The sequence below is a fragment of the Brevundimonas viscosa genome (assembly GCF_900116065.1).
Taxonomy (GTDB): Bacteria; Pseudomonadota; Alphaproteobacteria; order Caulobacterales; family Caulobacteraceae; genus Brevundimonas; species Brevundimonas viscosa.
This window is the reverse complement of the sequence record NZ_FOZV01000003.1, coordinates 66,732-90,988: the sequence shown is the minus strand read 5'-3', so window position 1 is coordinate 90,988 and position 24,257 is coordinate 66,732. Positions and strand designations below refer to the sequence as shown.

The following is a 24,257-nucleotide window of genomic DNA, read 5'->3' as shown; positions in this document are numbered from 1 at the left end:
CCGCCAGCCACGATCACCGGCCGCCTCACGCCACCAGCTTCTCCGCCTGCGTCAGGTCCACGCTGACCAGCTGGCTTACACCCCGCTCCGGCATGGTCACGCCGTACAACCGGTCCATCCGGCTCATGGTCACCGGGTTGTGGGTGATGACGATGAAGCGGGTGTCGGTGCGCTTCCGCATCTCGTCCAGCATGCGGCAGAAACGGTCCACGTTCGCGTCGTCCAGCGGTGCGTCGACCTCGTCCAGCACGCAGACCGGGGCCGGATTGGCGAGGAACACGGCGAAGATCAGCGCCGCCGCCGTCAGGGCCTGCTCGCCCCCCGACATCAGGCTCATCACCGCCAGCCGCTTGCCCGGCGGGCAGGCGTAGATCTCCAGCCCCGCCTCCAGCGGGTCGTCCGACTCCACCAGCTTCAGTTCGGCCTGGCCGCCGCCGAACAGGGCCTCGAACAGGGTCTTGAAGTTGTCGTTGATGATGTCGAAGGCGGCGATCAGCCGTTCGCGCCCCTCGGCGTTCAACTCATCGATCCCGTCGCGGAGCTTGGCGATGGCCGACGTCAGGTCCGAGCGCTCGACCTTCATGGTCTGCAGCCGGTCGCCGTATTCGTTGGCTTCCTCCTCGGCCAGCAGGTTGACCGCGCCCAGCGCTTCCCGCTCGCGCTCCAGGCCGTAGAGCAGGCTCTCGGCCCCGGCGGCGTCGGGCGGGCGTGCGATGGCGTCGTCCTGCAGCTTCTGGCCCAGTTCCTCGGGCGACATCTGCGCCGTCTCGCGCACGTTCTGCTCGGCCTCGGCCAGCCGTTCCGCGGCCGCCTCGGCCCGCGCCGCCAGCCCGGCCCGGGCCTCGCGCGCCTGCGAGGCGGCGCTCTCGGCGGCCCGCGCCGCCCGGTCGGCCTCGCCCGCGGCGGCCTCGGCCGTGGCCAGGGCGTCCGCCGCCGCCCTCCGACGGGTCTCGGCCGAGGTCAGGGCGTCCAGCAGGGTCGAGCGCTGCGCCGCCAGCTGGTCCGGCGCATCCGCCGCCGCCTGCAGGCGGGCCGCGGTCTTCTCCGCCTCCTTCTCCAGCGTGACGATGCGCGCCTTGGCGTCCTTCGCCCGTCCGGCCCAGCCGTCGCGCTCGCGCACCAGGCCGTCCAGCCGCGCCTGCCGCCCAGCCACTTCCCGAGCCTCCGCGTCCCGCGCCAGCCGCGCCTCGGCGGCCGCGCCCCGCGCCGCGTCCGCCGCCGCCCGCGCCGCCGACAGTTCGGCGCGCAGGCCCTCCAGCGTCTCCGACGGCGCCTCGGTCCCCTGCGCCTCGGCCAGCGCCGCCCGCGCCGCCTCGACCTCGGCGGTCAGCCGCTCCAGGGTCTCGTCCAGCGCCTGCGCCCGCGCCTCCTTGCGCGCCTGTTCGCGCGCCAGCGCCTCGACCCGGTCGCGCGCCGCGCCGACCGCCTTGTCGAGCGGGAAGGGCGCCGCCCGCGCCGCCTTGACCGCCTCCTCGGCCGCGCGGAAAGCCTCTGTGGCCGCCTTCAGCGTCGCCTGGGCCGCCTCCAGCGCCGGCTTGCCGGCGTCGATCTCGGCTTCCAGCTCGGACAGCCGGGTGCGCTGCGCCAGCCGCACCGCCGCCGGGCGCGGCGCCTCGGCCCGCTGCACGAAGCCGTCCCAGCGCCACAGGTCGCCCTCGACCGTGACCAGCCGCGCTCCCACCGGCAGCGCTTTCGCCAAAGCCTCGACCTCGCCGCGCGCCGCCACGCCGCACAGCGCCAGCCGCGCCTTCAGCTGATCCGGCGCGTCGACCCGCACCGCCAGCGGCTCCACTCCGGAAGGCCAGACCGGGGAGGGGACGTCCGCCCCGGCCCAGTAGGCCGCCGCCCGCGCGTCCAGCGCCGCGTCCAGATCGTCGCCCAGCGCCGCCGCCAGCGCCGCCTCATAGCCCTTGTCAGCCCGCACCCGGTCCAGCGCCGGAGGATGCTCGCGCTTGCCCTGGACCAGCAGCTGGGCCAGCCCGCGCGCCTCGGTCTGCAATCGGCCCAGCCGGTCTTCGGCCGCGCGCGCCGCCTGCCGCGCCTCCTGCTCGGCCCGCGCCCTGTCGCCCCGCTCGGCCTCGGCCGTCTCGACCGCCGCCCGGGCCGCCGCCAGCGCCGCCTGGGCCTGCTCCAGCGCCGCCTTCGCCGCCTCGATCTCCGGCGTCTCCATCGGGCCCAGCGCCGCCCGCTCGCGCTCCGCCGAGGCCAGCTGCGCCTCGGCCCGCGCCACCCGCGCCTCGGCGTCGCGGCGGCGGGCGTTCTCGGCCGAGACCCGCGCCTCGACCGCGGCCACGGCCCCGGCGACCCGCTCGACCTCGGCGTCGGCCGCCTTGCGCGCGTCCTCGGCCGCCGCCAGCGCTGCCTCCAGCTCGGGCCCGCGGGCAGGAGCCGCGGCGATTTCGGCCGACAGGGCCCCCAGCGCCGCCGACAGCCGCGCCAGCTCGCCCTCGGCGTCGCCGGCCATGGCCGTCTCGCGCTCGATGTCGCCGGCGATGCGCGCGGCTTCGGCCTTCAGCCGCTCGACCTCCGCCCGCGCCTGCTGCTCGGCCATGTCCAGCCGGTCGCGCTCCAGCGAGGCGCGGTGCAGCAGCGCCCCCGCCACCGCATCCTCCTCGCGCGCCGGCTTCAGCGCCTCCTGGGCGTTCAGCGCCGCGGTCTGCGCCCGGCCCGAGGCGGTGGTCGCCTCCAGCACCGCCCGGTCGGCCTCGGCCAGCTCCTGCGCCGCGCCTTCCGCGGCCACGCGCGCGTCGTTCCAGCGCACGTACAGCAGCGCCGCCTGCAGGGCGCGGATCTCGGCCGAGATCTTCTTGTACTTTTCCGCCTGCCGCGCCTCGCGCTTCAGCCGGGTGAGGGTGGTCTCCAGCTCGCGGCCGATGTCGTCCAGCCGCTCGAGGTTGGCTTCGGCAGCCTTCAGCCGCAGCTCGGCCTCGTGCCGCCGGGTGTGCAGCCCGGCCACGCCGCCGGCCTCCTCGAGGATGCGGCGGCGGTTCTGCGGCTTGGCGGCGATCAGTTCGCTGATCTGGCCCTGGCGCACCAGCGCCGGACTGTTGGCGCCGGTCGAGGCGTCGGCGAACAGCAGCTGCACGTCGCGGGCCCGCACTTCCTTGCCGTTGATGCGGTAGGTCGAACCCTGGCCCCGGTCGATGCGGCGCGACACCTCCAGCATGGCGCTGTCGGTGAACGGCTGCGGGGCCCGGCGCTGGGCGTTGTCGATGGTCAGCTGGACCTCGGCGTGGCTGCGCGGCGGGCGGTTGGCGGCGCCGGCGAAGATTACGTCGTCCATGCCCTGGCCGCGCATGGCCTTGGCCGAGTTGGCGCCCATCACCCAGCGCAGGCTCTCCAGCACATTGGACTTGCCGCAGCCGTTGGGGCCGACGATGCCGGTCAGGCCCGGCTCGATATGGAACTCCGTCGGATCGACGAAGGACTTGAACCCGACCAGTCTGAGGCGCTGGAACTGCACCCGGGCGGCGTCCTCAGCGCTCTGCCAGTGCGGCGCGCACGGCGACTTCCAGCCCGCCCAGCGACCGATCGCTCACCGGCCGGCCGTTGACGAAGAAGCTGGGCGTGTGATGCGCCCCGGCGGCGTGGGCCGTCTCGACGTCGCGGTTGATCGCCGCGCGCGTGGCCGGCGTCGTCGCGCACGCCTCGATCTGGGCCTGGGTCCGGCCGCTGGCGGCGATGGCCGGGGCGTACCAGTCCTCGCGGTCGCCGCCGCGCAGCACCGCCGCCTGACCGGCCATGAGGATCGAGGTCACCTCGAAGAACCGCTCCGGCGCCGCGCAGCGGGCCAGCGCCGCGGCCGGCAGCGACATCTGTTCCGGCTGGGTCGGCAGGTTGCGGAACACGAACCGCACCTGACCGGTGTCGACCAGCCGCCGCTTGAACACCGGCCAGACGAGCTGGTGCCAGTTGGCGCAGGTCGGACAGGAGAAGGAGGCGTACTCGATCACCGTCACCGGCGCGTCGGCGCGGCCGATGGTCCGGTCGGCGGCGGTCACCGGGGCGACCGGCTCCAGCGCCGCGGCCGGCGCGGCCGCCAGCGGCGCCAGAAGGGCCAGCGCCGCGATCAGCAGGGAACGCCGCACCGCCGCCATGGCCGTCCTACTTCGCCAGCTCGGCGTCGATGGCCCTGGACAGGTCCTCGAGGCTCGCGCCCTCGCCGCCCGGAGTGATCACCTGGGTTCCGTTGACGAAGAAGGCCGGCGTGCCGCTGACGCCGGCGGCCAGGGCGGCGCGGGCGCGCTCGTCGGCCGCCTTGATGCCTTCGGGGTCCTTGATGCATTCCTCGATCTGCTGGTTCGACAGACCGGCGCCGTTGCCGACGCGGAACAAGGTGTCGCGCGGGTTCACGCCGGCGCGCCATTCCTCCTGGCTCTCCATGATGGCGTGGACCACGTCGAAATATTTGTCCTCGCCGGCGCAGCGGGCGACCATGAAGCCCGCCACGGCGACGTTCGCCGGCGGAGTCGGCAGTTCGCGGAAGACGTAGCGCACCTTGTTGGTGTCGACGTACTTGGTCTTGAACGCCGGCCAAACCTCTTCCTGCCAGGCGGCGCAGTGCGGGCAGGTGACCGAGGCGTACTCCACCACCGTCACCTTGGCGCCTTCCGGGGCGCCCATGGCCATGTCGCCCTCGGCGGCCGCGCCCGCGCCGCCGCCGCCGCCGCAGCCGGCCAGGGCGGCCATCGAGGCCAGCGCCGCGGCGGTCATCGCCGCCCGGCGGCTCATGGCGGCGAATTTCGACTTCGTGGCGCTCATGGCGTCTTCCTCACTGGCACGGGATTCGGGAGCATCGCGCGATTCCCCGCAAATTCGCGCGTCCGTGGTTTCGAGAACAGAAGCGGCGAAGTTTTGTCAACGGGAGCCGCGGCCGCCTTCGCCGAGCACCGCCCGGCCCAATCGCTCCAGCGGCCCCTTCAGGGGCTCCGGCGCGGCCTCGACGCCCGCCTTCAGTTCCGCCTCCACCGACGCCGGCAGCGGAGGCTGCGCGGCCTTGCGCCGCGGCGGCGCCGGCGCGTCGGCGAGCGGCTTCACCGGCCCTTGGGCGATGCGCAGCTTCTCCACGCTGCCCGGGCCGAGGAACAGGTTGACCCGCTGCAGGATCTCCTCCGACTGGTGTTGCACCAGCAGCGCCGCCGGCCCGGCGACGCGCAGCTCCAGCGTCCCGCCGCGGCCGTCGCGGCCCCGGGTCAGCTTCTGCGGCCGCGTCACCCGCGCCAGCCGCTCGCCGATGATCTCGCGCCAGCGCGGCTCCAGCGCCCCGGCGCCGCGGCCCAGCTTCGCGTCCAGTTCGCGGATCAGCCCCTGCAGGGCGCGGCCCGCCTTCGGGGCCGGGCGCGGAGCCGGGCGGGTGCGCCGGCGCGACAGGATTTCGCGAACCTCGTCATCGGTGGGCAGCGGGCGGCGCATTCCTGGTCTATAGCGCGGATCGATGCCTCTCGTCCCCGCCGACGTTCCCGCCCTGCGCGCCGCCCTGCTCGACTGGTACGACGCCCACGCCCGGCCGCTGGTCTGGCGGACGACCGGCGGCGTCCGACCCGACCCCTACCGCGTGTGGCTGTCCGAGGTGATGCTGCAGCAGACCACCACGGTCCACGCCGCCCCATATTTCGAGGCCTTCACCGCCCGCTGGCCGACCGTCTCCGACCTCGCCGCGGCGGCGGACGCCGAGGTCATGGCCGCCTGGGCGGGGCTCGGCTACTACGCCCGCGCCCGCAACCTGCTGGCCTGCGCCCGCGCCGTCGCCCGCGACCACGGCGGCGTCTTCCCGGACACCGAGGCCGGCCTGCTGGCCCTGCCGGGCGTCGGCCCCTACACGGCCGCCGCCGTGGCCGCGATCGCCTTCGGCCGCCCGGCCAATGTGGTGGATGGCAATGTCGAGCGGGTCATGGCGCGGCTGTTCGCGGTCGGGACGCCGCTGCCGGCGGCGAAGCCGGAGTTGCGCCGCCTCGCCGCCTCGCTGGTCGCCGACGATCGCCCCGGCGACTGGGCCCAGGCCCTGATGGACCTCGGCGCGACCGTCTGCCGTCCGGGCCGCCCGCTGTGCCACGCCTGCCCGCTCACCGTCCGTTGCGCCGCCTTCGCGTCCGGGACCCCGGAACGCTGGCCCCTGAAAGCCCCGAAAACCGAGCGCCCCCGTCGCCACGGCGTCGCCTGGGTGCTGCGCGACGGACAGGGCCGCGTCGCCCTCGTCCGCCGTCCGGAAAAAGGGCTGCTGGGCGGCATGCTCGGCCTGCCCACCTCCGACTGGGGTCCGGCGGTCGCCGAAGCGCCGCCCCCCGCCGCCGCCGACTGGCGCGACGCCGGCGCGGTCGAGCACGTCTTCACCCACTTCGCGCTCACCCTGACGGTCCGGACCGGGCAGGGAAGGGGTGACTTCCTGTGGAGCGCTCCCGACGAGGCCCGAACCGCCCTGCCCACCGTCTTCCGCAAGGCGCTCGAGCGCGGCCTCGCCGGCTAGCGCAGCATCCGCACCCGCACATCGCCCCGGTGGCGACGCGGCGCCACCACGGTCTGGCCGTTCAGCCGCTCGAAAGCCACGTCGACCACTGCCTCCCCGACCTGCAGGTTCGACAGCACCAGGTGCTCGATCCCCGGCGGCAGGGTGGGGTCGTCCACCTCCACCAGCCCCTCGATGGCGTCGACGCTCACCCCCAGCGCCGCCTGCATCATCATGAACACCGACCCGGCGGCCCAGGCCTGCGGCAGACAGGCGACCGGATAGGCGATCGGGGGCTCCCCGGTCAGGCGCTCGAAGCCGCAAAACAGTTCCGGCAGCCGCAGCTGGAAATGCGTCGCCGCCGAATAGATCTCGTTCAGCAGCATGGCCACCGCCCGGCGCTCGCCGTAGCGGGCCATCCCCGCCGCCGCCATCGCCGTGTCATGCGGCCACACCGAGCCGTCGTGGTAGCTCATCGGGTTGAACCGCGCCTGCCCCGTGGCCAGCGTGCGGATGCCCCAGCCCGAGCGGAACTCCGCCGACAGCATGCGCCGCGTCACCGCCCGCGCCCGGTCCGCCGAGGGCAGGCCGGTGAACAGCAGGTGGCCGGCGTTCGAGGCGATGGCCCGGCACGGCGCCCCGTCGCCGTCCAGCGCCACGGCGTAGAACTGCTCGTCCTCCAGCCAGAAGCGCTCCTCGACCAGGTCGCGGGTGCTCTCCGCCTTCGCCGCCCACTCCGCCGCTCCCGGATCGTCCAGCGCCCGCCCGAGGTCGGCCATCGCCTGCCAGGCCGAGTAGGCGTAGCCCTGCACCTCCAGCAGCGCGATCGGTCCCTTCGGAAAGCGGCCGTCGCTGTGGAAGATGGAATCCTCCGAGTCCTTCCAGCCCTGGTTCGACAGGCCGGTCTCGGCGGCGCGCTGGTAGGCGATCAGGCCGGTCCCCTGGACGTCGCCGTAGTCCTTCATCCAGCCCACGGCGGCGATCAGGTTCGGCCACAGCCGCCGGATCGTCTCGAGGTCGCCGGTCCGCCGGGCGTAGGCCCCCGCCAGCGCCACGAACAGGCAGGTCGTGTCGACGCCGCCGTAATAGAGGCCGAACGGCACCTCCCCCAGCGCCGACATCTCGCCGCGCCGGGTCTCGTGCATGATCTTGCCGGGCGCCGAGTCCGCGAAGGCCGAGCTCTCCGTCGCCTGCCGCATGGCGAGGTAGGTCAACACCCCCTTGGCCAGCGACGGATCCAGCCACAGCATCTGCCAGGCGGTGATGATCCCGTCCCGCCCGAACGGCGTCGAGAACCATGGCGTGCCCGCGTACGGGTAGGGCCCGGTCGGCAGTTCGGTGGTCAGCAGCGCCACGTCGGCGCGCGACTGGTCCAGCCAGTCGTTGAAGCGCGGGCTGCGCGGTCCCCGCAGCGACGCGCCACGCCGCCGCTTGGCCCGCATCGCCAGCCGCGCCTGCAACGCGTGCACCCGCCAGCGCTCGGGGGAGGGCGCGTCGCATCGGTCGGCGCCGCACTCGACGTACAGGTCGAGCGTCCGCCCGCGCGGCAAGCTGAACATGAACTCGGCCCGCGAAGCGCTCATCCGCGCCGGCGGCTCCGAGAAGGCGACGCAGCTGCGCCGTTCGACGCCGTCCAGACCCATGTAGCTGAACGTCACCCGCCGCCCGTCGGTGCCCGGCGGGGCGATCTCGCCCTTGCGCGCGCGCACCGTGCCGCGCACCTCGAAGATGTCGGCGAAGTCGGCCCCGTAGTCGACCGACAGCGGCAGCAGCACGTCCTCGACGCCATGGTTGGAGATGCGGATGCGTTCGAACATCCGCCGCTCCCACAGGAACCGGCGGCGCTCCAGATGCAGCACCCCCGCCGGTGCCGACTTGCCCCCCATCGGGGGCAGCGGGCGGTTGGTGGAATGGCAGGTGAAGAAGACGTTGTCCTGCGACACGCCCGAACTCAGTCGCGACGGCCGCGCCTGCCCGACCCGCAGCACCAGCCGCGACAGGATGCGGGTGTCGTTGTCGAACAGGCCCTCGGCGCCCTCCCTCAGGTCGCCCCAGCCGTCCGCCACGAGAAAGCAGTCGCCCGACTTGAGCGCCTGCAACTGTTCGGGTGTCTCCTCGCCGGATTCCAGCGCCGTCACCTTCACCGTATAGGCGTCGTCCATCGATCTCCTCACGGGGGCTTCAGGAACGCAGACAGGCTGCCGCCCGAATGCGGACGCCATATGGCGGCCTTGCGTACGGTAATGGACGAAGGGCCGTCGGGGTTCAGGCGATGGCGGCGAAGCTGCGGTCTTCCGCCGGGCGCAGCGGCGTCACCACCTCCGGCAGCGGCTCCTCGGCGAACGGCCGGCGGGCCAGCAGGTCGCCGTAGACGTCCAGATAGCGGCGGGCCATGGCGGTGGCCGAGAAGCGCAGCTCGAAGTGCGCCCGGATGGCCTCGCGATCCAGCAGCCGGGCCCGGTCGGCGGCGGCCACCGCCTGCTCCAGCGTCTCGACCACGAAGCCGGTCTCGCCGTCCTCGACGATCTCCGGCACCGAACCGCAGCGGAAGGCCACCACCGGCGTCCCGCAGGCCATGGCCTCGATCATCACCAGGCCGAACGGTTCGGGCCAGTCGATGGGGAACAACAGGGCCTCGGCCCCGCCGAGGAAGGCCGACTTCTGGTGGTCGCCGATCTCGCCGACGAACTCGACGTTCGGGTGGGCCTCGATCATCGGCCGGATCACGGTGTCCCAGTAGACCTTGTCGGCGGCGTCGACCTTGGCCGCCATCTTCAGCGGCCTGCCGAGCTTGGCGGCGATCTCGATGGCGCGATCCGGCCGTTTCTCCGGCGAGATCCGACCGAGAAAGGCGAGGTAGCCGTCGGACTTCGGTGAGAAGCTGTACAGCTCCGCGGGCATGCCGTGGTGGACCGTCGCCTTCCAGTTGGCGCCGGGCAGCGGGTGGCGCTGGTCATCGGAGATCGACACCAGCCCGAACTCCGGCCAGCGCCGGTACACGCCGGCGAGATCCTTAAGGTCCAGCCGCCCGTGCAGGGTGGTGATGGTCTTGTCCGCCATCCGCTCGAAGAACGGGAAGTGGATCATGTCGGTGTGGAAATGGATGATGTCGAACTCGTCGGCCCGCGCCTTGACCTCGGCCAGCATCGCCATGTGGGCGGCGAGATCGGACTTGAGCGGCGTCGGGTCCAGCCGGATGGCCTGGTCCCGCACCGGGATCAGCCGTGCACGGGTTTCGGCGTCGGCCGCGGCGAACAGGGTGACCTCGTGTCCGAGGTCGACGAGGGCGTCGGTGAGGTGAGCGACGACCCGCTCCGTGCCGCCGTACAGTTTCGGCGGAACCGCCTCGTACAGAGGCGTCACCTGGGCGATTTTCATAGCGCGCGCTCGCAATGGATGACAGCCCATCGCAAACCTTCGCACGTGCGAAAGGTTCCCCTTCCGAACGGCGATTTCTGCAAACTTCCCGGCGGGTTACAGAGTTTACAGGGCTTTCTGGAGCGTCACTGCATGCCGGCGCGGATTTCGGCCCTCAAGGCGTCGATGGAGCGCAGCCCCTGGTCGGTCTTGAAGCGCCAGTAGGTCCAGCCGTTGCAGGCCGGCGCATTCTCCAGCAGCGCCCCCAGCTTGTGGATCGAGCCGGTCAGGTCGCCGTAGGCCAGCGAGCCGTCGGCGCGCACCCGCGCCTCGCGCTCGCCCTTGGGGCAGTACAGCCGGTCGCCGGGCCGCAGCAGACCGGCCTCGACGAGGGCGCCGAACGGCACCTTCGGCTCGGCCCGCTTGGAGCCCATCACCGCCAGGTCTTCCGGCGCGGCCGGAACCACCGCCTTGATCCGCTTCTCGGCCAGCTTCGCATAGCCCTCGTCGCGCTCGATGCCGACGAACCGCCGGCCCAGCCGTTTCGCCGCCGCCCCCGTGGTGCCGGTGCCGAAGAAGGGGTCCAGCACCACGTCGCCCGGCCGGGTGGCCGCCAGCAGCACCCGGTGCAGCAGGGCTTCGGGCTTCTGCGTCGGGTGCGCCTTCTTGCCCTCGTCGTCCTTCAGCCGCTCCTCGCCGGTGCACAACGCCAGCGTCCAGTCCGAGCGCATCTGGGTGTCTTCGTTGAAGGCCTTCAGGGCGTCGTAGTTGAAGGTGTAGCGCTTCTGCTCGCGCGACCGGGCGGCCCAGATCAGCGTCTCGTGGGCGTTGGTGAACCGGGTGCCCTTGAAGTTCGGCATCGGGTTCGACTTGCGCCAGATGATGTCGTTCAGCACCCAGAAGCCGAGGTCCTGGATCGCGGCCCCCAGCCGGAACACGTTGTGGTAGCTGCCGATCACCCAGATCGAGCCTTCCGGCTTCAGCACGCGCCGGCATTCGGTCAGCCAGGCGCGTGAGAAGGCGTCGTAATCGGCGAAGCTGGCGAACTTGTCCCAGTCGTCGTCGACGGCGTCGACCTTGGAATTGTCCGGCCGCAGCAGGTCGCCGCCCAGCTGCAGGTTATACGGCGGGTCGGCGAAGACCATGTCCACCGAGGCGTCGGGCAGCGAGCGCAGCACCTCGATGCAGTCGCCCCGATGGATGACGTCGGTCTTCAACTCGGACATGGAACCCGGCCCCGCAACTCTGAGACCGGCAAGGTGAATCCTTACGGTTAAGGCGGGGTAAGCGGCGCGCCCGGCGCGCACCGCCCGTGCCTGCCGGCGGCGACGACGTTTCCTCCCCGCGCCGCAGGCGGGGGGAGGGGGACCGCGAAGCGGTGGAGGGGCGAGGCCGGGAGCGCGCCCGTCGCCGCCGCCCGCGGGCCGAAGGCCTGCAGTCGGGAGCGATGACGCCGCCCTGCGGCCGCCGCAGAACACGCCGGCCCCTTCATGTCCTGCGTGCCCCCTTCGTGTCCTTCGTGATGAACCCGCGGCGCCAAACCCCGCCCAGGCGCCGGGAGTTAATGTTTAAGTCCCCTATCTCGCCCGCATCGCCCGCTGTTTTCATTGAACAAACACCGGCAGGCAGCGTCATGAACCCGCCATAGGAAAAACCGCCCCTACGCTCCTCCCATCCCGTCGATGGGGAGGGCGTCGGATCCACGACCTCGACGACGGCGGGCTGTGGTCGAGCGATGAAGCCGGGGCGAAGGGCAGTCCCGGGGTCCTCGTCGGCAGGGAGTGGATCCTGCCGCTTGCTCGCCGCGCGCCAATGGATTGCGGACTGCTGTCGGCGTCTCAAGAGCGCCGTCATGTCCGCCCCGCGTCGGGCCCGGCAACGGTCCCGGCGGAGATCCGGCTAGGCTCGAATATCAGGGCCGCCAACCGGAGAGCGCGCGACCCAACGACCGCGCGGGGCGTCAGTCTCGTCGAAACGGTAACCCACTCACAGACCGGGCGAGGCCCGGCGCCCCGCGCCCTTCCCACCCTTCCAGCGGAGCTCCGCCGGAGGCCGAACGGTGCTGCGCCGGAACCGTCACAGCCGCTCACGTTTTGTTACACCCTCGGCCTCGCCTTGCCGCTTCCGGCGCGCTAAGCGGGGCCACAGACCGCGGCCGGAGCGAATCCGCCGCGACGAACCACGGCTCAGGGGCTGCTTGATGACTCAGTGGGTGTACGGCTTCGGCGGCGGCTCGGCCGACGGCGACGCTTCGATGAAGAACCTTCTCGGCGGCAAGGGCGCCAACCTCGCCGAGATGTCGGCGCTGGGCCTTCCCGTGCCGCCAGGCTTCACCATCACCACCGAGGCCTGCAACCACTACTACCAGCAGGGCCGATCCTACCCCGCCGATCTCGAGGCCCAGGTGAAGGCCGGACTCGAGCAGGTGGAGTCGGTCGTCGGCAAGACCTTCGGCGATCCGCAGAATCCGCTTCTGGTCTCGGTCCGCTCGGGCGCCCGCGCCTCCATGCCCGGCATGATGGACACCGTTCTCAACCTCGGCCTCAACGATGAGACGGTGGAGGGGCTCGCCGCCCTGTCCGGCGACCGCCGCTTCGCCCTCGACAGCTACCGTCGCTTCATCACCATGTACTCCAACGTGGTGCTGGGCCTCGCCCACGACGATTTCGAGGAGGTGCTGGACGACCACAAGGACCGGCTCGGCGTCACCGTCGACACGGACCTCACGGCGAAAGACTGGGAGAAGGTGGTCGCCGCCTACAAGCAGGTGGTCGAGGACCGACTCGGCCAGCCCTTCCCCCAGGACCCGCACGACCAGCTGTGGGGCGCCATCGGCGCGGTCTTCGCCAGCTGGATGAACGACCGGGCCAAATTCTATCGCCGCATGCACGACATCCCCGAGAGCTGGGGCACCGCGGTGAACGTCCAGTCGATGGTGTTCGGCAACATGGGCGACACCTCGGCCACCGGCGTGGCCTTCACGCGCAATCCCTCCACCGGCGAGGCGAAGCTCTACGGCGAGTTCCTGATCAACGCCCAGGGCGAGGACGTCGTCGCGGGCATCCGCACGCCGCAGTCGCTGACCAGGGCCGGGCGCGAGGAGATGGGCGAGACCGCCCCCTCCATGGAGGAGGCGATGCCCGAGGTCTTCTCCCAATTCGTTGAAGTTGTTGGGAAACTCGAGACCCACTACCGCGACATGCAGGACATCGAGTTCACGGTCGAGCAGGGCCGGCTGTGGATGCTGCAGACCCGCAACGGCAAGCGCACCGCCAAGGCGGCGCTCAAGGTCGCCGTGGATCTCGCGGCGGAGGGGGTGATCAGCGAGGAGGAAGCGGTCAGCCGCGTCGAGCCGGCCGCCCTCGACCAGCTGCTCCACCCGACCCTCGATCCGAAGGCGGCGCGCGAAGTGGTCGCCGCCGGCCTGCCGGCCTCGCCCGGCGCGGCCACGGGCAAGATCGTCTTCGACGCCGACGAGGCCGAGCGCCTCAGCCAGCTCGGCGACGCCGTCATCCTCGTGCGCGAGGAGACCTCGCCCGAGGACATCCACGGCATGCACGCCGCCCGCGGCATCGTCACCGCCCGTGGCGGCATGACCAGCCACGCCGCCGTCGTCGCCCGCGGCATGGGCCGTCCCTGCGTCTCCGGCGCCGGCGAAATCCACATCGACGAGAAGGCCGGGACCTTCACCGCTCGCGGCCGCACCTTCGCCGCCGGCGAGATCGTCACCATCGACGGCTCGAAGGGCGAGGTGATGGCCGGGGCTGTGCCGATGATCGAACCCGAGCTGACCGGCGACTTCCAGACCCTGATGGCCTGGGCCGACAAGGTCCGCCGCCTGAAGGTGCGCGCCAACGCCGAGACGCCGCTGGATGCAAAGACCGCGCGCGGCTTCGGGGCCGAGGGCATCGGCCTGTGCCGCACCGAGCACATGTTCTTCGACGACACCCGTATCGCCGCCGTGCGCGAGATGATCCTCGCCGACGACGAGGCCGGCCGCCGGGCGGCGCTGGCGAAGATCGCGCCGTTCCAGAAGTCGGACTTCGTCGAGCTGTTCACCATCATGAGCGGCCTGCCGGTCACCGTGCGCCTGCTCGACCCGCCGCTGCACGAGTTCATCCCGCATTCGGAGGGCGAGATCGAGGCCCTGGCCGCGGCGCAGGGGCTCGACGCCGCCAAGCTGAAACGCCGGGCGAAGGAGCTGCACGAGACCAACCCCATGCTCGGCCACCGCGGCTGCCGCCTCGGCGTCGCCTATCCCGAGATCTACGAGATGCAGGTGCGGGCCGTGCTGGAGGCGGCTCTGGAGGTGAAGAAGACCTCGGGCGTGGCCCCGATCCCCGAGATCATGCACCCGCTGGTTGCCCTCGGCCTCGAGTTGAAGTTCCTGCGCGAGCTCACCGACCGCACCGCCGAAGCCGTCTTCGCCGAGGCCGGCGACCGGGTCGAGTATCTGGTCGGCACCATGATCGAACTGCCGCGCGCCGCCCTGCGCGCCGCTGACCTCGCCCAGCACGCCCAGTTCTTCAGCTTCGGCACCAACGACCTGACCCAGACCACCTTCGGCATCAGCCGCGACGACTCCGGCCGCTTCCTGCAGGCCTATATGGACAAGGGCATCTTCGAGACCGATCCCTTCGTCCGCCTCGACCAGGACGGCGTTGGCGACCTGATCCGCATCGCCGCCGAGCGGGGCAGGGGCGCCCGCGAGGGCGTCAAGATGGGCATCTGCGGTGAGCACGGCGGCGACCCGGCCTCGATCGCCTTCTGCGAGACCGTCGGCCTCGACTACGTCAGCTGCTCGCCCTACCGCGTGCCGATCGCCCGCCTCGCCGCCGCCCAGGCCGCGCTGGACGCCCGGGCCGGCACGGAGCGCGAAAAGGACCACTAGAGTCCGTCAGCCTCGAAAACGCCGCCGTTAAGTCACGATTGGCGTATCGATGTCTGTGTCTCAGTGTTCACACCCGGTTTCCAGATGTCACCGAGGTCTGGAACGGGCGTGAGGGCCGCCCATTTGTATCCCGCTGGATGGGGCTGGTCGTCGTGCGGCGACCACATCTAGAGGATACAAAGAAACAATGCGTAACGTTCTTCTCGCAACCGCCGCCCTTACTCTGATCGCCGCGCCCGCGATGGCGCAGGTTCCGACGTCGCCGGTCACCGGCTCGATCGGCTACACCCACTTCGACGGCGACCAGGGCAACCTCGGCGCGGTGACCGGCCGTCTCGGCTACCGCTTCAATCCCTACGTCGGCATCGAGGGCGAGGCCTCTGTCGGCGTCCAGGACGAGGACATCACCGTCGGCGGCGTCGACGGCACGCTCGAGCACGAGTACGACGCCGCGGCCTATCTCGTCGGCACGGTGCCGGTGAACCCCAATCTCGAACTGTTCGGCCGCGTCGGCTACGGCACCACCTCGCTGAAGGCCGAGGTCGCCGGCGTCGACGTCAGCGAGGACGGCGAGAGCATCAACTACGGGGCCGGCGCCAACTGGTTCTTCGACGGCCAGAACGGCCTGCGCGCGGACTGGACGCGCCGCGACTTCCAGGATGACGCCGGCGAGGTCGACACCTACGGCCTCAGCTACGTGCGCCGCTTCTAGGACGATACATTCCGGCCGCGATAGACGAGACATCGCGGCCAGGACATTCGCGTCCTTGGCGACAAGCGCGACATCGTCGTGAAACGACAAGGCCCGCGACTTCGGTCGCGGGCCTCATGTCATGGGCGGAGGCTCGGGCTCAGGCGACGCCGGGTTGCAGCGCCCAGCGCATGGACCCTTCGCCAAAGGGCCGGAAGAACAGGTCGCGATAGCGCTCGAACACCTCGATGACCCTTGCGGCCAGATCCTGCGCCACGGTCTCGCCCCGCTGTCGTTTGAGCGCCGCGACGCACTGGACCACGTCGCGCTGGTGGGCCGAGCCCCCCATCCGCTTGAGCACCGCCGCGACGTCCTGCGCCAGCGGATCGATCTGGGCTCCCCACGGGGTCGTGTTCTGAGCCATTCGGGACACCCCCTTTGTTCTCGACACGGGAGAACGCCTCGCAAAAACTTCCGCCGGATGCAAGCTTGACCGCGATTTCGTGATCGAGGCGAAGCGGAGCCACGGCGTTGCGGGGGCGTTTTCGACCCCATGAAGGATCGTCGGCCTCTCCACCTTGCTGTTCCGCTCGTCTTCGCCCTCGCCGCATGCGGGGACGAAACCGTGAATCCGCCCACGCAGCCGGCGCCGCCCGTGGTCACGCCCGAGGCGGCGGCCCCGCCGCCGGTCGCCCCGCCGGAGGCCGGCGCCGCGCTGCCGGGCGCCGGGCCGGCCAGCTTCGTCGGCCGCTGGGCCGCCGACATCGCCTGGTGTTCGAACGCCACGGGCGCCGAACGGCCGATCGAGATCACCACCACCCGCTTCGAAGGCTACGAGAACAGCTGCTCGATCGACCGCATCGACGAGAACGCCGGCGGCTACGATGCGGCCCTGACCTGCCGGGCGGAAGGCGCGACCACCCGCGAGCGGGTTCGACTCGCTGCCCAGGGGGACTCGCTGCGGCTGACCTGGCCGGATCGCGACGGCGCTGTGGTCCTGCTCACCCGCTGCGGCGCCGGCCTGCCGCCGTCGGCGGGATAGGGAACGCGGTCAGTTGAACAGGAAGTGCATCACGTCGCCGTCCTTGACGACGTAGGCCTTGCCTTCGGCCCGCAGCTTGCCGGCCTCGCGCGCTTTGGCTTCGCCCTGCAGAGCGACGTAATCCTCGTAGGCCACCGTCTCGGCGCGGATGAAGCCCTTCTCGAAGTCGGTGTGGATCACGCCCGCCGCCTGCGGGGCGGTGGCCCCAACCGGCACCGTCCACGCCCGCGCCTCCTTGGGACCCACGGTGAAGTATGTCTGCAGGCCCAGCAGCTTGTAGGCCTCGCGGATCAGCCGGTTCAGCCCCGGCTCCACCAGCCCCAGCCCCTCGAGGAACTCCTTCTGCTCCTCATCGTCGAGCACGGCGATCTCGGACTCGATCTGGGCCGAGATGACCACCGAGTTGGCGTTGTCGCGGGCGGCGCGCTCGGCGACCTTCGCCGACAGTTCGTTGCCCTGGTCGGCCGAAGCCTCCTCGACGTTGGCCACGTATAGCGCCGGCAGCGAGGTCAGCAGCTGCAGCATGTGCCAGGCCTTCTCGTCCTCCTTGGACACTTCGGCCAGGCGCGCCGGCTTGCCGGCGCGCAGCTGCTCGAGGGCCAGGTTGATCAGGCGCAGGGTCTGCTGGGCTTCCTTGTCGCCGCCCTTGGCCTTCTTCTCGACGTTGACTACCCGCTTCTCGAGGCTCTCGAGGTCGGCCAGCATCAGCTCGGTCTCGATGATCTCGAGATCCGACACCGGATCGATGCGGTTCTCGACGTGGGTGATGTCGTCGTCGACGAAACAGCGGGCCACGAAGGCCACGGCGTCGCAGTCGCGGATGTTGGCGAGGAACTGGTTGCCCAGCCCTTCGCCCTTCGAGGCGCCGCGCACCAGGCCGGCCACGTCGACGAAGGTGATGCGCGCCGGAATGATCTCCTTCGACCCGGCGATCGCCGCCAGCGTCTGCAGCCGCGGCTCGGGCACGGCCACGTCGCCGGTGTTCGGCTCGATGGTGCAGAACGGATAGTTGGCCGCCTGGGCCGCGGCGGTGCGCGTCAGGGCGTTGAAGAGGGTGGACTTGCCGACGTTCGGCAGGCCGACGATCGCGACTTTCAGGGCCATGGTCTTGGGGAGGTTCCTCGTGAGCGCGTGCCCTTAGCCGGTCTGGACCGGTTTGTCAGGCTCGCCCGCAAGGCGCGGACTATTCGGCCTCGGGCTGGCGCACCCAGGCGGTCACCTTGGCGTCGGGCGCATGCTGGAAGTCGAGGGTCAGTTCGAGGCTGTCGCCGTCCTCCAGCGGCTGCGTCAGGCCCATCACCATGATGTGGTTGCCGCCGGGTTCCAGCTCGATGAGGCGCCCCTCCGGCAGCGGCAGGCCGGCCTCCATCGGGTGCATCATCATCATGCCGCTCTCCATGCGCGTCTCGTGCAGTTCGACGCGGCCCGCGCCGGCGGCGGTCACGGCGACCAGCCGGTCGTCGGCGCGCGCGGTCATGGTCAGATAGCAGCCCGTCATCAGCCGCCCGTTCGGCGTCGGCCGACACCAGGCGTCGCCCACCGCCACCGGCTCCGCCGCCGCGCCGCGCTTGCCGCCCTCGCCGGAGCCGCAGGCGGCGAGCAGCAGGAGGGCCGGGAGGGCGAGGGTCAGACGGGCCATGGGCGAATACCTCGGTCGTTTCGCAGTCCGCCGGCGTCGTGCGGCGTCAGGGGCCGCATAGCGCCCCGGGCGCCATTCGCAAAGGGCGGCGCACGGTCGCGCGTTTCCGCCGCCACGGTCAGCCGCCCCGCGCCGCGCCCTGCGCCGCCTGGCGCGGGCTGAATTTCGGGGCCGGGGCCAGCCGCATGACCTCGGCCTGGTAGCGGTCGTCGTCCCCGGCCAGGGCGAAGGGCAGGGCGTCCGCGCAGGCCGTCAACAGCGCCTCGACCCACGGCTGGTCGGCCTTGTGGAAGTCGCCCAGCACATAGCCGTGCACCAGCTCCGGCCGGCCGGGATGGCCGACTCCCAGTCGGGCCCGGCGGAAATCCGGCCCCAATTGACTGATCAGGCTGCGCACCCCGTTCTGGCCGGCCGCCCCGCCGCCGGTCTTCATGCGGAACCGGCCGGGGGCGAGGTCGATCTCGTCGTGGAAGACGATCACTTCGCCGGGCGCGACCTTGTAGAACCGCGCCGCCTCTCCGACAGCCCGGCCGCTCTCGTTCATCCAGGTCTGCGGCTTCATCAGCAGGACCTTGATCCGGCCCTGCGCGGTCTCGATCTCGCCTTCGCGGATCACCGACTGGAACTTTGCCCGTTCCGGCCCGAACGACCAGCGGCGCGCGATCTCGTCGGCGGCCATGAAGCCGATGTTGTGGCGGTTGCCCTGGTATTTCGGACCGGGGTTGCCGAGGCCGGCGATGATGATCATGGGGGCGACGGGCTCCTGAAAAGGAAACGGCCCCCTCCGATACCGGAAGGGGCCGCTCCGCAGAACAATGGATGAGGCGATCAGCCCTCGGAGGTTTCTTCCCCGGCCTGTTCGGTCGCCGGAACCTCGGCTTCCGCCTCGGCGGCGGCCTCCGCCTCCTGGGCCTCGTCCGCGGCGGCCGAGATGGCGGCCGACGAGGTCTTGATCGAGGCGATCACGAAGTCGCGGTCGGTGATGGTCGGCTCGACGTCCTTGGTCCCCTTCAGGTCGGACCAGCGGATGGTGTCGCCCAGCTTGTGGCCGGCCAGGTCGACGATCAGGTCTTCCGGGATGTGGTCGGCGCGGACCTTCACCTCGACGGCGTGGCGGACCACTTCCAGCGAGCCGCCCTGACGGAAGGCCTGGCACTGGTCTTCGTTGATGAAGTGGACCGGGATCTCGATCTTGATCGTCTGCTTCTCGTCGACGCGCATCAGGTCGAAGTGCAGCGGACGGTCCGACACCGGGTCGAACTGCACGTCGCGGGCGATGACCGGCTGGGTCTCCTCGCCGTACTTCAGGGTCACCAGGTGGCCCAGCAGCTTGCCGGTGTAGAGCGACTTGCGGAAGTCCTTCTCGTTGACCGAGATGGCCACCGGGGCCTTGTCGCCGCCGTACAGGATGCCCGGCACCATGCCGGCGCGGCGGGCCGCGCGGGCGCCGCCGGTGCCCACGCCGTCACGGACGTCGACGTTCAGAATGATCTCGGCCATCTGGCTCGCCTCAACAAACAACGGAAACGCCGCGCCAACCCTGAGTGGCCCGCGCGGCGGGGTCGTGAAACCCTCGAATTCAGGAGCGCGGGCTATTACACGCTGGCGGCCCCCGACGCAACCGTCGAAGGCCGCGGCCCGCGCAGTCGATCAGCGACCGCTGTCGAGGCTCGCCGTGGCGGCCGCCGAAGCGGCGACCGCTTCGGCCGCGACCGGTTCGGCCGTTGCGGCGTCGACGTCCGCCACGAGCGTCGGAGAGACCGGCAGCGGCGCGGGTGTGATGGTCTGGGTGGTGCAGGTCGCCAGGTCGCGGGCGATGTGGCGGCCGACGCAGAACATGTCCTCGTAGCTGGGACGCGAGGCCGCAAGGCACTGGAACAGCATCAGCTTGGACATGTTCAGGCAGAACTCGCTGTTCTGCTCGACGGTCAGGGCTTCGGTATACGGGCGGGCGTCCTCGCCGCCGGCGCCCAGGGCCGCAAGCGCCGCCAGGGCCAGGGAGCGAACCACGGCCGGGGTGTACGGCGCGCGGGCCGTCGCGGCGGCCGTGGTCAGTCCGCCGCCGGAGTTGGCGGCGGCGAACAGGCGGGCGGCCTCCTCGGCCGACGGCAGCATGCTGGCCGCGGAGAGCGTCTTGGCGCCCTCGAGGCGCTGCTCGCGATTGGCGATGTGGGTCACGGCCCAGCGGCGGCGCGGATCGGCGCGCTCCTGGATCTTGTAGGCGTCGTTCTCCACCGCCTCGGCGATGGCGAGCATGGCGGCGGCGTCCTGCCCGAGGGTGCCGGCGATCAGGCTGGCGGCGGCCTCGGCGCCGGGAAGGACGGCGGCGGTGGCGGGATCTGCGATGATGCGCGCGACCAGCTCCTCCCGCGTGGCCGGATCGACGGCGTACTGGCGCACGCCCTGGACGAACTCGGGAGACTGCAGCGCGAGGATCGATCCATAGGCGATCAAGCCGCGCGACAGCTGGGCCGGGTCGTAGGCGGCGCCGCGCCGGATCGCCGCCTGGATGGACTCAGCGTCGGAGAACCCTCCGGCAGGGATTGCCCCGGCTTCGCGCATGAAGGCGACGTAGATCGACGCGGCCTCGGCCACCCCCTCGTTGAGCGACACGGCCGGCGGCGGCGGCGGCGGCGGCGGCGGAGCCGGAGGCTCGTCGGTGGCGCAGCCGGCGAGGACGGCGGCGGCGGCGACGGCGGCGAGCGCAAGGCCGCGGCGCATGTGACCCTGGAACATACTGACCCCCAGCAACCCGACGCCGGCCCGGCGCGGAGCTATGACTGACGGCCCTTATACCGCGAGAAAAAGGGTTGGCCGAGGGTTAATCCTGCCGGGCGAACGCACCCTCCGGGACTCGCCGGCTAGTCGGCGCCCGTGTTGAGCCTTTCGGTCAGGGACCGCGCCGGCGTCGTCGGCGGCGGCGTGAGCCGCGTCGGGGCGGGGCTGGCGGGCGTGGCCGGTGTGATGGCGGGCCCCGGGGCGATGCGCGGTGCGGGCGGCGAAAGCACCGGGTCCGGCGCGATCACAATTCTGGGAGCGGGCGGTTCCTCGACCACCTCTGTGGTGGTCAGGCCTGACACGGTGACGATCGCGGCGGGCAGGGCGGCGCCCCGCGTGCAGGTGGACAGGTCGCGGACGACGTGACGGCCGAGGCAGAAGATGTCCTCGTAGTTCGGGCGCGACGCGGCCAGGCACTGCAGCAGGTTCAGCTTGGCCATCTGCATGCAAGTGCGGCTGGTCCAGTCGAACTGCAGCGCATCCGTATTCGGCCGGGCGTTCTCGCCCGCGGCCCCCAGGGCCGCCAGCGCCGCGAGCGACAGTGCGTTCTCCACGACAGGCGGATAGGGCGGGGCCCTGCGCCCCTCCCGCACGGCCAGCCCGGTCCCGTCGTGGGCCGCGGCGAACAGCCGGGCGGTCAGCGCGGCCGGCGGCAACATCGCCTCTCCGTCGCCGTGGGCTGCATCCAGACGTCCCTGGCGATCGGCGATCTGGGTCACGGCCCAGGCCCGTCGGGGATCCCACGGATTCTGGATGTTGTACGCGTCGTTCTCGATGGAGTTGGCCGCCCGGCTCAGCGCCTCGACGTCGGTCTGCAGGCTGGCGATGATCAGTCCGGCGGCAGCGTCGGCCCCGGGCAGGCGGGAGGCGCGCTTGGGGTCGGCGACGATCTCGGCGACGATCCGCTGCCGGGTCGCTTCGGGGGTGTTGAACTGCCGGACGCCCTGCACGAACTCCGGCGACTGCAGCGCCAGGATCGAGGCGTAGGCGATCAGCCCCCGCGACAGCTGCTCCGGATCGTAGCTCGAGGCGCGGGCGAGCGCCGCCTGGATGGCCTCAGGGCTCTCGAAGCCGCCTTCGATGGTGGCCATGTCCCGCGCGAAGGCGATGTAGGTGGCTGCGGAATCCGCGACCGACTGGTTCAGCGCGATCGACGGGCCGCGCAGGGCGTATTCGGCGGCGGCCTGCTCGGCCTGAGCCCGGGCTTCGGCTTCGGCCTGGGCGGTGGGCGAGGCGCACCCGGCCGCCATCGAAGCGGCGGCCGCAAGGGCGGCGAGGCTCAGGCTGGCGCGCAGGAAAGCCGGTCGCATCGGAACTCCTCTGAATGCCGGCGTCATCAACGCCCCCGTTCCGGGCGGTAATGGGGCGAAGGCGAAGCCGTTCCGAAAAAGCTCAGTCGAACAGCTTGGACACCGACTCTTCATTGGCGATCCGGCGGATCGCCTCGCCGATCAGCGGCGCCACCGAGACGACGCGGATCTTGCTGCAGTCCGTCACCTCGTCCGGCTGTTCGATGGAGTCGGTGATGACCAGCTCCTTCAACGGGCCGTCGGTGACCCGCTGCACGGCCGGGCCCGACAGCACGCCGTGGCTGATGTAGGCCGAGACCTCGACCGCGCCCTTGTCGATGAGCGCCTGGGCGGCGTTCACCAGCGTCCCGCCCGAATCGACGATGTCGTCGAACAGGATGCAGCGCCGCCCCTCGACGTCGCCGATGATGTTCATCACCTCGCTCTCGCCTGCCTTCGGGCGGCGCTTGTCGACGATGGCCAGATCGGCGTCCAGCCGCTTGGCCAGCGAGCGCGCCCGGACCACGCCGCCGACGTCCGGCGACACGATCATCAGGTCGTCGCCCTTCCGGTAGTGTTCCCGGATGTCCTGGGCGAGGACCGGGGTCGCGACGAGATTGTCGGTCGGAATGTCGAAGAAGCCCTGGATCTGGCCGGCGTGCAGATCCATGGTCAGCACCCGGTCGGCTCCCGCGCGGGTGATCAGGTTCGCCACGAGCTTGGCCGAGATCGGCGTGCGGCCGTCGGTCTTCCGATCCTGTCGGGCGTAGCCGTAGTAGGGCACCACCGCGGTGATCCGCCTCGCCGAAGCCCGCACCAGGGCGTCGGTGATGATCAGCAGCTCCATCAGGTTGTCGTTGGCCGGATAGCTGGTCGACTGGATGACGAAGACGTCCTCGCCGCGGACGTTCTCCTCGATCATCGCGAACACCTCGTTGTCCGCGAAGCGCTTCACCTGCGTCCGGGTCAGGGGCATGTCCAGATGGCTGGCGATGGCCCGGGACAGGGTCCGGTTGGAGTTGCCGGAAAGCAGCTTCATGGCCGGTCATCCTTTCGCCGTCATCGCCCGGCGACATGCCGCGGAGCGCTGGCGCGCTTCATAACAGGGGATGGCCGGGCCACAAGGCGCGGCCCTGCGTTTTTGCGGCTTCGTGGCGGCATTGGCGCGAGCTTGTCCGCTGGTGTAGAGAACGCGTCTCGTTTCCGGGGGCGCCGACGGGAGGTTGCCCGCCGGCCTGCAAGTTGAGGTCGTCCTTGTCTGCTTCGAAGTTCCGCACCGGCCTGATCCTTTCGGCCGTGGCCGTCTCGGCCCTGACGATCTCCGCCTGCTCCGGCCGCGGCAACCGCCCGCGTCTCGCCTATGAGGAACGCCCGGTCGAGGCCCTCTACAACACCGGCTACCAGCGCCTCGAATCCCGCCGCTGGAACGACGCGATCGACTATTTCCAGGAGGTCGAGCGCCAGCACCCGTATTCGGAATGGTCGCGCCGCGCCATTCTGATGCAGATCTACGCCTACTATCAGAGCAATGACTACGCCGAGGCCATCGCCGCCGCGGATCGCTTCATCGCCCTGTTCCCGGGCAATCCCAGCGCGCCCTACGCTTTCTACATGAAGGCGCTCTGCAACTTCGAGCAGATCACCGACGTGGGCCGGGACCAGGGCTACGCCCAGGCGGCGCTGGATGGGCTCCGGGACGTGGCGCGGCGCTACCCCGGCACCCCTTACGCCATCGACGCCACGGTCAAGATCGACATGGTCAACGACCAGCTGGCCGGCAAGGAGATGTCGATCGGGCGCTACTACCAGCGCGCCGGACAGCCGCTGGCGGCCATCAATCGCTACAAGGCGGTGATCGACAACGAGGCCTACCAGCGCACCTCCCACACCCCTGAGGCCCTCTATCGCCTCGTCGAGGTCTACCTGGGGCTGGGCCTCAAGGAGGAGGCGACCCGCAACGGCGCCGTGCTGGGCCACAACTATCCGGGCAGCCCCTGGTACGCCGAGGCCTACGCCCTCCTGACCGAGGAGGGCTCGCGCCCGGACGTCGAGCCCTCCGGCCAGCGCGAGAGCTGGCTGCGCCGGATCATTCCGGGCTGACGTTTCCGTTCTGTTCCGCTAGCCTCGG

Annotated in this window: 20 protein-coding genes; 5 read left to right on the top strand and 15 right to left on the bottom strand. The window is 71.3% G+C overall.

Annotated features, from left to right (window positions below; genetic code table 11):
• Nucleotides 1-25: 25 nt before the first annotated feature.
• From smc to BM333_RS06795, 4 genes are all read right to left on the bottom strand, one after another.
• Nucleotides 26-3,463 carry a chromosome segregation protein SMC gene (gene smc / locus BM333_RS06810; protein WP_092308850.1) on the bottom strand — a complete coding sequence of 1,146 codons (3,438 nt, stop codon included), beginning with the start codon at nucleotides 3,461-3,463 and terminating at the stop codon, nucleotides 26-28.
• Between the two features lie 13 nt (nucleotides 3,464-3,476).
• Entirely contained in the window at nucleotides 3,477-4,088 is a 612-nt protein-coding gene (locus tag BM333_RS06805) for a thioredoxin domain-containing protein (protein ID WP_245777178.1), read from the bottom strand.
• 16 nt (nucleotides 4,089-4,104) lie between these two features.
• Nucleotides 4,105-4,761 carry a DsbA family protein gene (locus BM333_RS06800; RefSeq protein ID WP_092308844.1) on the bottom strand — a complete coding sequence of 219 codons (657 nt, stop codon included), beginning with the start codon at nucleotides 4,759-4,761 and terminating at the stop codon, nucleotides 4,105-4,107.
• 96 nt (nucleotides 4,762-4,857) lie between these two features.
• Nucleotides 4,858-5,412, bottom strand: a complete 555-nt coding sequence (locus BM333_RS06795) for a DUF721 domain-containing protein (RefSeq protein ID WP_092308841.1) — start codon at nucleotides 5,410-5,412, stop codon at nucleotides 4,858-4,860.
• A 22-nt stretch (nucleotides 5,413-5,434) separates the two neighbouring features.
• Here BM333_RS06795 and mutY point away from each other — a divergent pair, with 22 nt between their 5' ends.
• Nucleotides 5,435-6,463, top strand: coding sequence for an A/G-specific adenine glycosylase (gene mutY / locus BM333_RS06790; RefSeq protein ID WP_092308838.1), 1,029 nt, complete (start codon nucleotides 5,435-5,437; stop codon nucleotides 6,461-6,463).
• On the opposite strand, the gene BM333_RS06785 is transcribed toward mutY, so the two are convergent.
• The 3 genes from BM333_RS06785 to BM333_RS06775 form a co-directional block, all read right to left on the bottom strand.
• Entirely contained in the window at nucleotides 6,460-8,604 is a 2,145-nt protein-coding gene (locus BM333_RS06785) for an amylo-alpha-1,6-glucosidase (protein ID WP_092308835.1), read from the bottom strand. The genes mutY and BM333_RS06785 overlap by 4 nt on opposite strands.
• 103 nt (nucleotides 8,605-8,707) lie before the next feature.
• Nucleotides 8,708-9,820 (bottom strand): glycosyltransferase family 4 protein, encoded by a 1,113-nt coding sequence (locus BM333_RS06780; protein WP_092308832.1) that lies wholly within the window; start codon nucleotides 9,818-9,820, stop codon nucleotides 8,708-8,710.
• Between the two features lie 125 nt (nucleotides 9,821-9,945).
• Nucleotides 9,946-11,025, bottom strand: a complete 1,080-nt coding sequence (locus BM333_RS06775) for a site-specific DNA-methyltransferase (RefSeq protein WP_092308829.1) — start codon at nucleotides 11,023-11,025, stop codon at nucleotides 9,946-9,948.
• A 974-nt stretch (nucleotides 11,026-11,999) separates the two neighbouring features.
• On the opposite strand from BM333_RS06775, the gene ppdK reads away from it, so the two are divergent.
• Both ppdK and BM333_RS06765 read left to right on the top strand, forming a co-directional pair.
• Nucleotides 12,000-14,690, top strand: coding sequence for a pyruvate, phosphate dikinase (gene ppdK / locus BM333_RS06770; protein ID WP_092308826.1), 2,691 nt, complete (start codon nucleotides 12,000-12,002; stop codon nucleotides 14,688-14,690).
• Nucleotides 14,691-14,877: 187 nt separating this feature from the next.
• Nucleotides 14,878-15,402 (top strand): porin family protein, encoded by a 525-nt coding sequence (locus tag BM333_RS06765; protein ID WP_092308823.1) that lies wholly within the window; start codon nucleotides 14,878-14,880, stop codon nucleotides 15,400-15,402.
• A gap of 139 nt (nucleotides 15,403-15,541) precedes the next feature.
• On the opposite strand, the gene BM333_RS06760 is transcribed toward BM333_RS06765, so the two are convergent.
• On the bottom strand, nucleotides 15,542-15,805 hold the full coding sequence (locus BM333_RS06760; RefSeq protein WP_092308820.1) for a hypothetical protein: 264 nt from the start codon (nucleotides 15,803-15,805) through the stop codon (nucleotides 15,542-15,544).
• Between the two features lie 201 nt (nucleotides 15,806-16,006).
• Between BM333_RS06760 and BM333_RS06755 the strand changes: the two genes are divergently transcribed.
• The gene (locus BM333_RS06755) at nucleotides 16,007-16,423 is read left to right on the top strand and encodes a hypothetical protein (protein ID WP_143105787.1); all 417 of its coding nucleotides are present in this window, start codon (nucleotides 16,007-16,009) and stop codon (nucleotides 16,421-16,423) included.
• A gap of 9 nt (nucleotides 16,424-16,432) precedes the next feature.
• Here the strand turns inward: BM333_RS06755 and ychF are convergent, their stop codons facing one another.
• The 7 genes from ychF to BM333_RS06720 all read right to left on the bottom strand — a co-directional run bounded on the left by ychF (nucleotide 16,433) and on the right by BM333_RS06720 (nucleotide 23,168).
• Nucleotides 16,433-17,527 (bottom strand): redox-regulated ATPase YchF, encoded by a 1,095-nt coding sequence (gene ychF / locus BM333_RS06750; RefSeq protein ID WP_092308814.1) that lies wholly within the window; start codon nucleotides 17,525-17,527, stop codon nucleotides 16,433-16,435.
• A gap of 79 nt (nucleotides 17,528-17,606) precedes the next feature.
• Complete coding sequence (locus BM333_RS06745) at nucleotides 17,607-18,062, bottom strand: copper chaperone PCu(A)C (protein ID WP_092308811.1); 456 nt, start codon at nucleotides 18,060-18,062, stop codon at nucleotides 17,607-17,609.
• A gap of 118 nt (nucleotides 18,063-18,180) precedes the next feature.
• On the bottom strand, nucleotides 18,181-18,810 hold the full coding sequence (gene pth / locus BM333_RS06740) for an aminoacyl-tRNA hydrolase (protein ID WP_092308808.1): 630 nt from the start codon (nucleotides 18,808-18,810) through the stop codon (nucleotides 18,181-18,183).
• An 80-nt stretch (nucleotides 18,811-18,890) separates the two neighbouring features.
• On the bottom strand, nucleotides 18,891-19,562 hold the full coding sequence (locus tag BM333_RS06735) for a 50S ribosomal protein L25/general stress protein Ctc (RefSeq protein WP_092308805.1): 672 nt from the start codon (nucleotides 19,560-19,562) through the stop codon (nucleotides 18,891-18,893).
• A 150-nt stretch (nucleotides 19,563-19,712) separates the two neighbouring features.
• On the bottom strand, nucleotides 19,713-20,798 hold the full coding sequence (locus tag BM333_RS06730) for a hypothetical protein (RefSeq protein WP_092308802.1): 1,086 nt from the start codon (nucleotides 20,796-20,798) through the stop codon (nucleotides 19,713-19,715).
• A 125-nt stretch (nucleotides 20,799-20,923) separates the two neighbouring features.
• Nucleotides 20,924-22,150 (bottom strand): hypothetical protein, encoded by a 1,227-nt coding sequence (locus BM333_RS06725; protein WP_092308799.1) that lies wholly within the window; start codon nucleotides 22,148-22,150, stop codon nucleotides 20,924-20,926.
• Nucleotides 22,151-22,232: 82 nt separating this feature from the next.
• Complete coding sequence (locus BM333_RS06720) at nucleotides 22,233-23,168, bottom strand: ribose-phosphate pyrophosphokinase (RefSeq protein WP_092308796.1); 936 nt, start codon at nucleotides 23,166-23,168, stop codon at nucleotides 22,233-22,235.
• Between the two features lie 203 nt (nucleotides 23,169-23,371).
• On the opposite strand from BM333_RS06720, the gene BM333_RS06715 reads away from it, so the two are divergent.
• A complete protein-coding gene (locus tag BM333_RS06715) occupies nucleotides 23,372-24,229 on the top strand; it encodes an outer membrane protein assembly factor BamD (protein WP_092308793.1) in 858 nt (285 codons plus the stop codon).
• Nucleotides 24,230-24,257 lie beyond the last annotated feature (28 nt).

Bases quoted from the DNA above. Each gene is read 5' to 3' on its own strand.
- BM333_RS06800 (WP_092308844.1), bottom strand. From the start codon at position 4,761: ATGAGCGCCACGAAGTCGAAATTCGCCGCCATGAGCCGCCGGGCGGCG.
- BM333_RS06795 (WP_092308841.1), bottom strand. From the start codon at position 5,412: ATGCGCCGCCCGCTGCCCACCGATGACGAGGTTCGCGAAATCCTGTCG.
- mutY (WP_092308838.1), top strand. From the start codon at position 5,435: ATGCCTCTCGTCCCCGCCGACGTTCCCGCCCTGCGCGCCGCCCTGCTC.
- BM333_RS06785 (WP_092308835.1), bottom strand. From the start codon at position 8,604: ATGGACGACGCCTATACGGTGAAGGTGACGGCGCTGGAATCCGGCGAG.
- BM333_RS06780 (WP_092308832.1), bottom strand. From the start codon at position 9,820: ATGAAAATCGCCCAGGTGACGCCTCTGTACGAGGCGGTTCCGCCGAAA.
- BM333_RS06775 (WP_092308829.1), bottom strand. From the start codon at position 11,025: ATGTCCGAGTTGAAGACCGACGTCATCCATCGGGGCGACTGCATCGAG.
- ppdK (WP_092308826.1), top strand. From the start codon at position 12,000: ATGACTCAGTGGGTGTACGGCTTCGGCGGCGGCTCGGCCGACGGCGAC.
- BM333_RS06765 (WP_092308823.1), top strand. From the start codon at position 14,878: ATGCGTAACGTTCTTCTCGCAACCGCCGCCCTTACTCTGATCGCCGCG.
- BM333_RS06760 (WP_092308820.1), bottom strand. From the start codon at position 15,805: ATGGCTCAGAACACGACCCCGTGGGGAGCCCAGATCGATCCGCTGGCG.
- ychF (WP_092308814.1), bottom strand. From the start codon at position 17,527: ATGGCCCTGAAAGTCGCGATCGTCGGCCTGCCGAACGTCGGCAAGTCC.
- BM333_RS06745 (WP_092308811.1), bottom strand. From the start codon at position 18,062: ATGGCCCGTCTGACCCTCGCCCTCCCGGCCCTCCTGCTGCTCGCCGCC.
- pth (WP_092308808.1), bottom strand. From the start codon at position 18,810: ATGATCATCATCGCCGGCCTCGGCAACCCCGGTCCGAAATACCAGGGC.
- BM333_RS06735 (WP_092308805.1), bottom strand. From the start codon at position 19,562: ATGGCCGAGATCATTCTGAACGTCGACGTCCGTGACGGCGTGGGCACC.
- BM333_RS06730 (WP_092308802.1), bottom strand. From the start codon at position 20,798: ATGTTCCAGGGTCACATGCGCCGCGGCCTTGCGCTCGCCGCCGTCGCC.
- BM333_RS06725 (WP_092308799.1), bottom strand. From the start codon at position 22,150: ATGCGACCGGCTTTCCTGCGCGCCAGCCTGAGCCTCGCCGCCCTTGCG.
- BM333_RS06720 (WP_092308796.1), bottom strand. From the start codon at position 23,168: ATGAAGCTGCTTTCCGGCAACTCCAACCGGACCCTGTCCCGGGCCATC.